The sequence below is a fragment of the Marinobacter sp. genome (assembly GCF_033722195.1).
GTDB lineage: Bacteria > Pseudomonadota > Gammaproteobacteria > Pseudomonadales > Oleiphilaceae > Marinobacter.
Map to the genome: position 1 here is coordinate 1 of NZ_JAWVZL010000088.1, position 12,315 is coordinate 12,315.

Here is a 12,315-nt window from a genome sequence, read left to right on the forward strand (position 1 = left end):
CGTCAATATCCACCCGGGTCTCACCCCCGCGGCCGGCCACCGCTACCGGTACGATCTCATCGGCAAACCAGCCCTGACGGATAGCCTCCAGCGAGCGGTTCAGGGAGGCGATGGCAAACTCGTCCATGTCCTCCCGGCTGATCTCGAAGCGATCCGCGGTGCGCTGGGCAAACACCCCCATCAGACCGCCCTCGTAGGCGTCCTCCAGGCCGTCCAGGAACATGGAATCCATCACCTGGCCGTGGCCCATGCGGTAGCCGCCGCGGGCCTTGGGCAGCAGGTAGGGCGCCTGGCTCATGTTCTCCATGCCACCGGCCACGGCAATGCGGTTGGTGCCGAGCTTGATCTGGTCGTGGGCCAGGATCACCGCCTGCATACCCGAGCCGCACATCTTGTTGACGGTGGTGCAGGTGGTGCTGTCGGGAATACCCGCGGCGCGGGAGGCCTGACGCGCCGGGGCCTGGCCCAGGCCGCCGGGCAGCACGCAACCCATGATCAGGTCCTCGATATCCGCCGGTTGCAGGCCGGCCCGCTCGATGGCCGCCTTGATGGCCGCCGCGCCCAGGTCCGGTGAACGAACCGAGCTCAGCGACCCCATCATGGCGCCCATGGGTGTACGGGCCGAGCCCGCGATTACAACGCTGTTATCCGACATGTCTGTCTCCTTTAAGGTTCAGCCCCTGCCCAGTACCGACCGGGCAATGACCTCTTTCATGACTTCCGAGGTACCGCCGTAGATCCGCTGTACACGGGCATCCAGGAAGGCGCGGGAAATGGGGTATTCGGTGGTATAGCCGTAGCCGCCGAACAGCTGCAGGCAGCCGTCCGCCACCCGGCACTGCATTTCGGTGGCGCTGTACTTGGCCATGGATGCGGTGGCTGTATCCAGCTCGCCGCGCTCGTACTGGGCGATACACTGGTCCACGAAGGCCTTGTTGATGCGGTAGTCGGTTTCCATTTCGGCAATGCGGAACCGGCTGTTCTGCAACTGGCCCAGTTTCTGGCCGAACAGGGTGCGCTCGCCGGCGTAGGTCACTGTCATATCCAGCGCACCGCGGGCGGCGGCCACCCCGATGGCACCGATCACCAGCCTCTCCCGGGGCAGCTCGTTCATCAGATACATGAAGCCCTGCCCCTCTTCCCCCAGCAGGGCCGAGCGCGGCACCCGCAGGTCGGAGAAGAAGAGCTCCGAGGTGTCACCGCAGTGCTGACCGATCTTGTCCAGGTTGCGACCCCGGCTGAAACCGGGCAGCGAGGTATCCACCAGGAACAGGCTGATACCGCGGGCGCCGGCGGCGGCGTCGGTCTTGGCCGCCACGATGACCATATCGGCGTGCTGGCCGTTGGTGATAAAGGTCTTGGACCCGTTGAGGATGTAGTGGTCACCGTCAGCCATGGCAGTGGTCCGCATGGCCTGGAGGTCACTGCCCGCTCCCGGCTCGGTCATGGCGATGGCGCCGACGGCCTCACCCGTGGCCATTCTGGGCAGCCACTGCTGGCGCTGCTCCTCATTGCCCATGTGGCTGAGATAGGGCGCGACTATGTCCGAGTGCACCATGACGTTGGTGGCCAGAGCGCCAAACCCCAGACGGGCGATTTCCTCACCCACCGCCACCGAGAACTCGAAGGGCACGCCACAGCCGCCGTATTGCTCAGGCATATCCACACACAGCACGCCGGCTTGGCCCAGGGTGCGCCAGAGCTGGCGTGGGATGAGCCCTTCCTTGTCCCACTGCTCGTAATGGGGCTGGACTTCCTGCTCAAGCAGTTTGACCAGCGAGTCTCGAAACAGCGCCAGTTCTTCGGATTCAGGCTGACCACTCATAGATTTTGCTCCCGTTGGAATAGTGTCGATGCCTCAGCGCGGGGCCATGCGCAGGGCGGAGTCGAGCCGGACCACCTCACCGTTGAGTACCGGGTTGCGAACCATCTGGTCCACCATCATGCCGAACTCCTCGGGCTTGCCCAGGCGTTGGGGGAACGGCAGGGTCTGGGCCAGGCTGTCCCGGACTTCCTCCGGCATGGCCGCCATCATCGGCGTCATGAACAGGCCAGGCGCGATGGTATTGACCCGGATACCCTGGCGGGCGAGCTCCCGCGCCGCCTGCAGGGTCATGGCCACGACACCGCCCTTGGAGGCGCTGTAGGCAATCTGGCCCACCTGACCTTCGTAGGCGGCGATGGAGGCGGTGGAGATGATGACGCCCCGCTCACCGTCGGCGTTGGGTTCCCGCTGGGCCATATCCGCCGCCGCCAGCCGCAGGATGTTGAAGGTACCGATCAGATTCACCTGGATGACTTTGTTGAAGCTCTCCAGCGGCATCACCCCTTCCTTGCCAAGGATCTTGGCGGCCGGTGCGATACCGGCGCAGTTGACCGCAATGCCGCACAGGCCGTGGGCCACCCTGGCCTTGGACACCGCCTCTTCGGCGCTGTCGGCGGATGTGACATCGCAATGGAAAAACTTGCCGCCGATGTCCCGGGCCACCGCCTCACCCTGGGCCTGCTGAATGTCCAGTATCGCCACCTTGCAGCCGGCCGCGGCCAGGGTTCGGGCCGCACCCTCACCCAGTCCCGACGCGCCACCGCTGATGATTGCCGCTACACCCTGAAACTCCATGATCTTCTCCTGCTATCGAATGGGGCCCCTCGCCAGGGCCCGGGTCGGTCTCATGTCAAAGTTCTTTGGCCCGGTCCCGCAGCACGAACTTCTGCACCTTGCCGGTGGAGGTCTTGGGAAGCTCGGTGAATACCACGGTCTTGGGCAGCTTGAATTTCGCCAGCCGCTCCCGGCAGAAATCGATGATGTCCTGCTCGGTCACCTCCGGCGATCCGGGCTTGAGGGTGACGAACGCACACGGTGTTTCGCCCCATTTCTCATCCGGCCGGGAAACCACCGCAGCCTCCAGCACGTGGGGATGCCGGTAGAGGGCATCCTCCACCTCGATGGTGCTGATGTTCTCGCCACCGGAGATGATGATGTCCTTGAGCCGGTCCTTGATCTCCACGTAACCGTCGGGGTGCCAGACCGCCAGGTCCCCGGTGTGGAACCATCCGCCCCGGAAGGCTTCGGCGGTGGCCTTGGGATTTTTCAGGTAGCCCTTCATCACGGTGTTGCCCCGCAGGAAGATCTCGCCGATGGTCTTGCCGTTCCGGGGCACCGCTTCCATGGTCTCCGAATGCCCCACCATCATTCCCGCCAGAGTATGGTAGCGAACCCCCTGGCGAGCCTTGATGGAGGCCCGCTCCTCCACCGGCAGGTCGTTCCATTCATCCTTCCAGGCGCAGACAGTGACCGGGCCATAGACCTCGGTGAGACCATAGACGTGGGTAACCTGGATGCCCATGGCCTCGATGGCCTCGATCACCTTGGCCGGCGGTGCCGCACCGGCGGTCATGGCCTGTACGGTGTGGCTGAAGCCGGACTTGGCCGACTCGGACGCACCCAGCAGGCTGTTGAGCACGATGGGTGCGCCACACATGTGGGATACCTTGTGCTCGCTGATCAGCTGCAGGATCTTCTCCGGGTCCACCTTGCGCAGGCAGACATGGGTGCCGGCAAAGGCAGTGATGGTCCAGGGGAAACACCAGCCGTTGCAATGGAACATCGGCAGGGTCCAGAGATAGACCGGGTGCTGGCCCATGGACCAGACCGCCTGGTTGCCCATGGCGTTCTCGTAGGCACCGCGATGGTGGTAGACCACACCCTTGGGGTTGCCGGTGGTGCCGGAGGTGTAGTTCAGGGAAATGGCCTGCCACTCGTCAGCCGGCATCCGCCAGGCAAACTCCGGGTCGCCCTTGGCCAGGAAATCCTCGTAGTCCAGGTCACTGAGGGCCTCGCCCTGGCCGTATTCCGGATCGTCCACGTCGATAACAAGAGGCGGATTGGCCAGCAGTCCCAGCGCCTCCCGGATGACGGCGCCGTATTCCCGATCCACAATCAGAACTTTCGCCTCACCGTGCTCCAGCATGAAGGCGATGGCCTTGGCGTCCAGACGCGTGTTGAGGGCATTGAGGACAGCGCCCAGCATGGGCACGCCAAAATGGCATTCCAGCATGGCCGGGATGTTGGGAAGCATGGCCGCAACGGTGTCGCCTTTGCCAATGCCACGGTCCGCCAGGGCCGAAGCCAGGCGACGGCAGCGCTGGTAGGTTTCACGCCAGTTTCTGCGGATACCGCCATGAATCACCGCCGGATAGTCCGGGTAAACCTCCGCCGTACGGGCGATGAAATCCAGCGGCGTCAGGGCAGCGTGATTGGCCTCGGTGGGCTCAAGCCCGGTCTCGAAAATTGAGCTCATAGTGGACTCCAGGGTTGTTGTTATTACGGGGCAATCACCATATTACGTTTACGTAAACTGAAATGGAACAGCCCGGACACCCTGGTGGCTCGGGGCCTGGCGCCGATAACCGGGCGCCAGCCCCTTGCATCCAAACCGTCAGATCAGGTTGTAAATAAACACAACCAGTACGGCAACGGGGGTGAAGTAGCGCAGGGTCCGGTACCAGAGGTTGAAGGTGCCGTCAGCCATGGCCAGTTCTTCCCGCAGCGCCTTCTGGCTCATCTTCCAGCCCACGAACAGGGCCACCAGCAGGCCGCCCAGGGGCAACAGGACGCTGGCGGTGAGGAAGTCCAGCAGATCGAAGATGGTCTTGCCCTCGAAGCGCTCGAACATGCCAAGCGGGGTCACGTCGGACCACACATTCAACGACAGGATCGACGCGATACCCAGGAACCAGCAGCTCAGCCCTGCCACCCAGGTGCCGCTGACACGGTTCAGGCTCTTCTTCTCCTCCAGCCATTCCACCACCGGCTCCAGCAGGGAGATGGCGGAAGTCCAGGCGGCAAAGGTCAGCAGGATGAAGAAGAGCGCGCCGAACAGGCTGCCCAGGGGCATCTGACCGAAAGCCAGCGGCAGGGTCTGGAAGATCAGGCCGGGACCGGCGCCGGGCTCCAATTCGTTGGCGAACACGATGGGGAAAATCGCCAGTCCCGCCAGCAGGGCGACCACCGTGTCCATGATTGACACCGTGATGGATGTCCCGGCAATAGACGTGTTTTTGGAAAGGTAGGAACCATAGGCCATCATGACCGCCATACCCAGGCTCAGGGTAAAGAAGGCATGGCCCAGTGCCACCAGCACGCCTTCAGTGGTCAAGCGCGAAAAATCCGGTGAGAACAGGAAGCTGAAGCCGGCTCCGAAATGGCCGGTGGTCATGGCGTAGCCCACCACCATCAACAGCAGCACGAACAGGGCCGGCATCAGAATGGTGACCGCTTTTTCCAGGCCCTGGCGCAGGCCTCGGCCCACCACCAGCATGACCAGCGCCATGAAGACGGTATGCCACAGCAGCAGCGCCCAGGGGTTGCCCAGCAGACCGGTGAAGATTTCGCCGATGGCTTCCGCCGACTGACCGGTGAAGTCACCGGTAATGGCCGCGCCCACATAGGACACCGCCCAGCCGCCAATCATCGAATAGAACGACAGGATCAGGAAGGCCGCCAACATGCCGATGCCGGCCACCAGCTGCCAGGCCGGCTTGTGGCCGTCCCGCTGCGCCAGGTGACGCATGCTGGCCACCGGGCTGAGGCCGCCACGGCGACCGATCAGCACTTCCGCCATCATGATGGGCAGGCCCACGGCGGCAATACAGACCAGGTAAACCAACACGAAGGCACCGCCGCCGTTTTCCCCGGTCACGTAGGGGAATTTCCAGATGTTGCCCAGTCCCACCGCAGAGCCGGTGGCCGCCAGGATGAATGCCATCCGGGACGACCACTCCGCCCGCTTGGTAAAGCCCTGCCCGGAATCACCGTTGGCTGGGTTGGATGATGGTTCGGTCATGACCGTCTCCTGAAGTCTGTCTGTTTTTGTATTGGGTATGGGTTTATTGCTGGAACCGATGTTCCCGTGTGCCAGTCGGCGGCATCAGACGCCGTCGACGCGCGGGTAATGCTGGAAGCGCTCTTCAGCCAGGCGATTGGCGATTTCACCGGTGGGCCGGCTGTCACGCTCGGAGCGCCGGAAGATCTCGGCAAGGGTCTCACCGATACCGTCCAGATGGCGGCGTACCTGATCCGGTGAGCCACCGGTGCGCTCGTAATGGATATCGATGATGCCGCCGGCGTTGATCACGAAATCCGGCGCGTAGAGGATACCCTGCTGCCAGAGCGCGCTGTCGTGTTCGGGCCGGGCCAACTGGTTGTTGGCGGCGCCGGCAATGATGGGAGCCTGGAGCTTGGCAATGGAGGCGTCGTTCAGCACCGCCCCCATGGCGCAGGGTGCCACCACGTCCACCGGCAGGAACAGGATTTCCTCGGCATCGGCGGGCCTCGCCCCGAGCTCCGATACCGCCCGCTCCATCTGGTCCTGGTGAATGTCGTAGACGCTGATCTCGGCGCCGGCCTCGCTCAGATGCCAGGCCAGGCGATAGCCCACATTGCCCACGCCCTGTATGGCCACTTTCAGACCCTCCAGGTCATTCACATCGCTGCGGCCCAGCTTGTGACGCACCGCCGCCTGAATGCCCACGAAGGTACCGTAGGCGGTCGCCGGCGAGGGGTCGCCGGTGCTGGGCCGACCGTCGAAACCGGGGCGGGAGGATACACCAGCCACGTGGCGGGTATGGCGGCCCATCACCTGCAGATCGGCGACGCTGGTACCGGAATCCTCGGCCGCGATGTACAGACCGCCCAGGCTTTCGAGGAAGCGCCCCATGGCCTCCAGCAGGGCTTCGCTCTTGTGCTGGCGCGGGTCGCCGATGATCACCGACTTGCCGCCGCCCAGGTCCAGGTTGGCCAGGGCCGACTTGTAGGTCATGCCTTTTGACAGCCTGAGCACGTCCCGCAGGGCCTCCTCGTCGTTACCGTAGGGGAACATGCGGCAGCCGCCGAGGGCGGGGCCACGGGAGGTGTTGTGGACGGCGATGATGGCCCGCAGACCGGTTTCCGGGTCGCAGTGGAAGGACAGGTGCTCATGGTTGTCGAATTCGGGATGGGTAAACACGCTCATGGCTTTCACCTTTTGCTGCGCATGACCACGATCAGCGGCAATGCGGGTCTTCGCCTCGATGACAGGGATACTGGCCCTGATTCCCCGGCCGGATTGCGGCCCTGGAGGCGTGGGTTCTTTTGTCGCCGGCCGCATTCGCGTTAACCTGGCGCTGAGCTACAGTTGCCCTTTTGGGGCCTGACACGGCAAACCTTAGGTAAACTTGACGTTAACGTCAATCCAAATCTTCCACCCCTTGGCATTTTACGTTAAGGTCAACCTAGATTGGACTTTGACAGCCCCACCCGGCTTCGTAAGTACCGTCTGGCAGTAATGAACGGAGCCCCCACAAGGGGCGACTTTTTTCCTCAACCCCCTACCCCAGGAAGAGGATCATGACCAAGAAACAGCCTGAGGCAGTTCACACCCCCGGTTTTACCGACGGGGCCAATTTCCGGATTCCAACATTCAAGCTCCTGCAGCAGGACGGCACCCTCTACAAGGGCGCCAAGGCCCCGGACCTCTCCCGGGACAAGGCCCTGCGCATCTACCGTACCATGGTGTTCACCCGCATCCTCGACGAGCGCATGCTCGCCGCCCAGCGCCAGGGCCGCCTGAGTTTCTACATGCAGTGCATGGGCGAGGAAGCCGCGGTCGTGGGCAGCGCCGCCGCCCTCAAGGACAGCGACATGATCATGGCGCAGTACCGTGAACAGGGCGCCCTCGCCTACCGCGGTTTCAGCACCGAAGAGTTCATGAACCAGCTGTTCGGCAACGACCGGGACTACGGCAAGGGCCGGCAGATGCCGGTTCACTACGGCTCCGCCGAGCTGAACTACATGACCATCTCGTCGCCACTGGCCACCCAGATTCCCCAGGCCACCGGCTACGCCTATGGCCAGAAGCTCAGGGGTAACGGCGACTGCACCATCGTCTATTTTGGTGAGGGTGCCGCCTCCGAAGGCGATTTCCATGCCGCCCTCAACATGGCCACCGTGCACCGGGTGCCGGTCATTTTCCTGTGCCGCAACAACGGCTATGCCATCTCCACCCCGGCGGTGGAGCAGTTTGCGGCCGACGGCGTGGCACCCCGGGCCTATGGTTACAAGATGGACGTCATCCGGGTGGACGGCAACGACATACTGGCGGTCTACGAGGCCACAGTGCAGGCCCGGCGCCTGGCGGTGGAGGAGAACCGACCGGTGCTGATCGAGACAATGACGTATCGGCTGGCGGCCCACTCCTCCTCGGACGACCCCTCCGGCTACCGCAGCAAGGACGAGGAAGCCGTCTGGCGCGAAAAGGACCCCGTCGCCCGGATGCGGCTCTGGCTGGAAAGCAAGGACTGGTGGAGCGAGGACGACGAGAAGCAGATCCAGGAAAGCCTGCGCCGGGAGGTTTTGGAGACCATGAAACGGTCCGAGAAGCTGCCGCCGCCGCCCCTGGACAGCCTGGTGTCGGACGTCTACGACGAGGTGCCAGAGCATCTGGCGCAGCAACTGGATTCGCTCAAGGCTCACATCCGGCGCTACCCGGAGGCCTATCCCAAGAGCGCCGAGCATGCCAAGGGAGGAGCCTGACATGCCCAAGATGAATATGCTTCAGGCCATCAACAACGCCCTCGACCTGGCCATGGCGGCGGACGAGCGGGTACTCTGCTTTGGTGAGGATGTCGGCGTCTTCGGCGGCGTTTTCCGGGCCACCAGCAATCTTCAGCAGAAATACGGCAAGGACCGCTGTTTCAACACCCCGCTGGTGGAACAGGGCATCATCGGTTTCGCCAACGGCCTGGCGGCCCAGGGCTCGGTGCCGGTAGCGGAAATCCAGTTTGCCGACTACATCTTCCCGGCCTTCGACCAGATCGTGAATGAGTCGGCGAAGTTCCGTTATCGCTCCGGCAACCTGTTCGATGTGGGCGGCCTCACCATCCGCGCCCCCTATGGCGGCGGCATTGCCGGCGGCCTCTACCACTCCCAGTCACCGGAAGCCTACTTTGCCCACACCCCGGGACTGAAAATCGTGGTGCCCCGCAACCCGCACCAGGCCAAGGGCCTGTTGCTGGGCGCCATTCACGACCCCAACCCCACACTGTTCTTCGAGCCCAAGCGGCTCTACCGGGCCTCGGTGGGTGAAGTGCCGGAAGAGGACTACCGCCTGCCCCTCGGTGAGGCCGAGATCCTCAAGGAAGGCACAGACATCACCGTGCTGGCCTGGGGCGCCCAGATGGAGGTGGTCGGCGAAGCTGTGGAGATGGCCGAAAAAGAAGGCGTCTCCTGCGAGGTCATCGACCTGCGCACCATCCTGCCCTGGGACGTGGAGACGGTCGCAAAGTCGGTGCTGAAAACCGGCCGGCTGGTAGTCAGCCACGAGGCGCCCCTGACCGGGGGCTTTGCCGGCGAGATCGCGGCTACAATCCAGGAGCGCTGCTTCCTATACCTGGAGTCCCCCATCGCCCGGGTGACAGGGCTGGATACACCTTTCCCGCTGGCGCTGGAGAAGGAGTACCTCCCCAATCATCTGAAAGTCTTTGATGCCATCATGGCGAGCGTCGAATTCTAGGCCGATATCAGGACAGGAGAGCAATCATGAGCGATTTTATACTGCCCGATATCGGTGAAGGTATCGTGGAGTGCGAGCTGGTCAAATGGCTGGTGAGCGAAGGCGATGTGATCGAGGAAGACCAGCCGGTGGCCGAGGTCATGACCGACAAGGCCCTGGTGGAGATTCCGGCGCCCTACAAGGGCCGGGTGACCAAGCTGTATCACCAGGAAGGCGAGATCGCCAAGGTCCATGCCCCGCTGTTCGAACTGGTGGCCGAGGACGAGGCTGACGCCGGGAGCGCCGGTAAAGAGTCTGAGAGCAAACCGGCTCCAGCGGCGGCCGTGGCACCGGAAGCGGCATCCCGGGCAACGGAACCGGACGGCAAGCTGCAGGGTGAAAGCGCTCCGGCGGCCGGCTCCGGCGCCACCGAGGACTTCATCCTGCCGGACATCGGTGAGGGCATCATCGAGTGCGAGGTGGTGGAATGGCGCGTGGCCGAGGGCGACGAGATCGAGGAAGACCAGCCGGTGGTGGATGTGATGACCGACAAGGCGATGGTGGAGATCACCGCGCCCAAGGCCGGCCGGGTGACCCGTCTCTACTACCAGCAGCAGGAAATTGCCAAGGTACACGAACCGCTGTTTGCCTTTGAACCCCGGGACCAGGCGGGCGGCGAAACCACGCCAGCGGCTGCCAAGCCGGCGCCGGAGACGGCAGCCGGGCAGGCCCCGAAAGCCGACCGGAGTCAGGCTGCGGCTCGCGGTAAAGGCATACCCGCCAGCCCGGCGGTCCGCCGTCTGGTACGCGAACACGAACTCAATCTCGCGGATGTACCGGGCAGCGGTAAGGACGGGCGTGTTCTGAAGGCCGACATTCTGGCCCACCTGGACGAAGGCGCCAGGACGGCCACGGCCGAGGAAGGCACTGAAGCCCCGGCCAGGCCGGCGGCCCGTCGCGGGGGCGAAACACCGCGGGAAGTTCGCGTCGAGCCGATTCGGGGCGTCAAGGCCGCCATGGCCAAGCACATGGCGACCGCTGCCGCCACCATTCCCCACTTTATCTATAGTGAGGAGATCGACGTCACCGATTTGCTGGCGCTTCGGGCCCGGCTCAAGCCGGAGGCCGAGCAGCGCGGCTCGCGACTGACCCTCATGCCCTTCATCATGAAGGCCATGGCCCTGGCGGTGCAGGAATACCCGGTGCTGAACAGCCGCCTCAATGAGGATGCCAGCGAGATCCACTACCAGCCTGAGTGCAACATCGGTATGGCGGTGGACAGCAAGGCGGGGCTCATCGTGCCCAACATCAAGGGTGTCGAGCGCCTGACCCTGCTGGGCATTGCCGACGAGGTGGCCAGGCTGACCGAGGCGGCCCGCTCAGGCCGGGTGAGCCAGGAGGACCTCAAGGGCGGCACCATCACCATCTCCAACATTGGCGCCCTGGGGGGCACCTACGCCGCGCCCATCATCAACGCGCCGGAGGTGGCCATTGTCGCCCTGGGTCGGACCCAGGCCCTGCCCCGCTTCGACGCCAATGGCCAGGTGGTACAGCGGTCCATCATGACGGTAAGCTGGGCCGGAGATCACCGCATTATCGACGGTGGCACCATTGCCCGCTTCTGCAATCTCTGGAAGGGCTACCTGGAGTCGCCGCAGACCATGCTGTTGCAGATGGGCTGACGCCGGATCATGCCGCAGTCCAAGCAGCTCCAGCAGTTCTATATCCCGGAGGAGCAGTCGGTCTACCTGCTGAGCCAGGACGACGCCCGCAAGCTCAAGGACTGGGTGGCCCTTTGCGCCACCCAGCTTGAGCAACTGGGTTACCGGGATATCGAAATGATCGGCAAGGGCGCCTACGGGTTCGTGTTTGCCGGGGTGCTGTCCCGGCCGGACGGGCCGGACCTGGAGCATGTCTTCAAGTTCACCCGGATCACCCTGCCCCAGCAGCTGCAGGACCGCCTCGAGGAGGAAGCCTTCATGCTGGAGCAGGTGGTGCATCCCCGGGTGCCCCGCCTGATCGCCTATCAGCGTGCCCGCAACCAGCCCATCCTGGTGATGGAGCGGGCACCCGGCCTCAACCTCGAGGAAGTCTCCCTGCGGGAGGGCCGCCTGCGGCCCCGGCTGATCATCCGCATCGCCGAGCAGCTGGCGGACATCCTGCGCTGCCTGCGTCGGGAATCCGGCCCCGCCGGCAGACCCATCGTGCACGGCGATATCAAGCCTTCCAACCTGGTGTTCGACGAGCGCACCGAGCACATTGCCCTGATCGACTGGGGCTCCTCGGTGTTTGCCCAGCTCGATGAGAACCAGCAGTTCATCAATGCCAATGTCATGGAGTTGATGTCCGACAACCTGCAGCAGACCAACGCCCGCCTGGGTGACGTCTACTTCATCGGCGAGGAACAGCTCAACGGCGGTCTCTCCAGCCCCCGATTCGACGAACAGGGTGCCGCCGGTACACTGTATGCGCTTGCTTCCGGCCAGTCCTGCCGCTTTGGCCACCTGGCGATACCGCCCACGTCCCTGGGCCTGCCCATGGAGTTCGCGCGGGTGCTGGAGGGCATGCTGGACCCGGACCCGGAGCGGCGATGCCAGGCCGGGGACTATTTCGTCAAAGAGATGCCGCGGATGGCTAGAAGCGTGATGGTGGACCTGCCGGAGCGCAACATCACCCCCATGGTGCCGGTCTGGACCCGCGCCACCGAGCGGGAGATCGATACCGTGGTCTACAGCTCCCGCAAATCCTTCCTGCGCCAGGAAGACGCCGCCGAGACCCTGAACGA

The 12,315-nt window shown here is 64.0% G+C and carries 10 protein-coding genes; 4 read left to right on the forward strand and 6 right to left on the reverse strand.

All coding sequences use genetic code 11. From position 1 onward, the window contains the following. The 6 genes from R3280_RS13325 to R3280_RS13350 form a co-directional block, all read right to left on the reverse strand. The coding region (locus R3280_RS13325; RefSeq protein ID WP_318999101.1) for a thiolase family protein at positions 1-655 on the reverse strand (655 nt) is incomplete at its 3' end. Positions 656-673: 18 nt separating this feature from the next. Further along, positions 674-1,825, reverse strand: coding sequence for an acyl-CoA dehydrogenase family protein (locus tag R3280_RS13330; protein WP_318999102.1), 1,152 nt, complete (start codon positions 1,823-1,825; stop codon positions 674-676). 33 nt (positions 1,826-1,858) lie between these two features. Continuing rightward, positions 1,859-2,620 carry an SDR family oxidoreductase gene (locus tag R3280_RS13335; protein WP_318999103.1) on the reverse strand — a complete coding sequence of 254 codons (762 nt, stop codon included), beginning with the start codon at positions 2,618-2,620 and terminating at the stop codon, positions 1,859-1,861. A gap of 55 nt (positions 2,621-2,675) precedes the next feature. Then, positions 2,676-4,301 carry an acyl-CoA synthetase gene (locus R3280_RS13340; protein ID WP_318999104.1) on the reverse strand — a complete coding sequence of 542 codons (1,626 nt, stop codon included), beginning with the start codon at positions 4,299-4,301 and terminating at the stop codon, positions 2,676-2,678. 138 nt (positions 4,302-4,439) lie between these two features. Then, complete coding sequence (locus R3280_RS13345) at positions 4,440-5,846, reverse strand: sodium-dependent transporter (protein WP_318999105.1); 1,407 nt, start codon at positions 5,844-5,846, stop codon at positions 4,440-4,442. Positions 5,847-5,930: 84 nt separating this feature from the next. After that, positions 5,931-7,013: a Glu/Leu/Phe/Val family dehydrogenase gene (locus R3280_RS13350; protein WP_318999106.1), complete on the reverse strand. Its 1,083-nt coding sequence runs from the start codon at positions 7,011-7,013 to the stop codon at positions 5,931-5,933. 374 nt (positions 7,014-7,387) lie between these two features. On the opposite strand from R3280_RS13350, the gene R3280_RS13355 reads away from it, so the two are divergent. From R3280_RS13355 to R3280_RS13370, 4 genes are all read left to right on the forward strand, one after another. Continuing rightward, entirely contained in the window at positions 7,388-8,572 is a 1,185-nt protein-coding gene (locus R3280_RS13355; protein ID WP_318999107.1) for a thiamine pyrophosphate-dependent dehydrogenase E1 component subunit alpha, read from the forward strand. A 1-nt stretch (position 8,573) separates the two neighbouring features. After that, the gene (locus tag R3280_RS13360; RefSeq protein WP_318999108.1) at positions 8,574-9,551 is read left to right on the forward strand and encodes an alpha-ketoacid dehydrogenase subunit beta; all 978 of its coding nucleotides are present in this window, start codon (positions 8,574-8,576) and stop codon (positions 9,549-9,551) included. Between the two features lie 26 nt (positions 9,552-9,577). After that, a complete protein-coding gene (locus tag R3280_RS13365) occupies positions 9,578-11,212 on the forward strand; it encodes a dihydrolipoyllysine-residue acetyltransferase (protein WP_318999109.1) in 1,635 nt (544 codons plus the stop codon). Between the two features lie 9 nt (positions 11,213-11,221). After that, positions 11,222-12,315: protein kinase domain-containing protein (locus R3280_RS13370; RefSeq protein ID WP_318999110.1), on the forward strand; the 1,094-nt coding region annotated here is incomplete at its 3' end.

Coding starts and splice junctions, on each gene's coding strand:
- R3280_RS13365 (WP_318999109.1), top strand. CDS start 9,578: ATGAGCGATTTTATACTGCCCGATATCGGTGAAGGTATCGTGGAGTGC.
- R3280_RS13345 (WP_318999105.1), bottom strand. CDS start 5,846: ATGACCGAACCATCATCCAACCCAGCCAACGGTGATTCCGGGCAGGGC.
- R3280_RS13355 (WP_318999107.1), top strand. CDS start 7,388: ATGACCAAGAAACAGCCTGAGGCAGTTCACACCCCCGGTTTTACCGAC.
- R3280_RS13340 (WP_318999104.1), bottom strand. CDS start 4,301: ATGAGCTCAATTTTCGAGACCGGGCTTGAGCCCACCGAGGCCAATCAC.
- R3280_RS13350 (WP_318999106.1), bottom strand. CDS start 7,013: ATGAGCGTGTTTACCCATCCCGAATTCGACAACCATGAGCACCTGTCC.
- R3280_RS13360 (WP_318999108.1), top strand. CDS start 8,574: ATGCCCAAGATGAATATGCTTCAGGCCATCAACAACGCCCTCGACCTG.
- R3280_RS13335 (WP_318999103.1), bottom strand. CDS start 2,620: ATGGAGTTTCAGGGTGTAGCGGCAATCATCAGCGGTGGCGCGTCGGGA.
- R3280_RS13330 (WP_318999102.1), bottom strand. CDS start 1,825: ATGAGTGGTCAGCCTGAATCCGAAGAACTGGCGCTGTTTCGAGACTCG.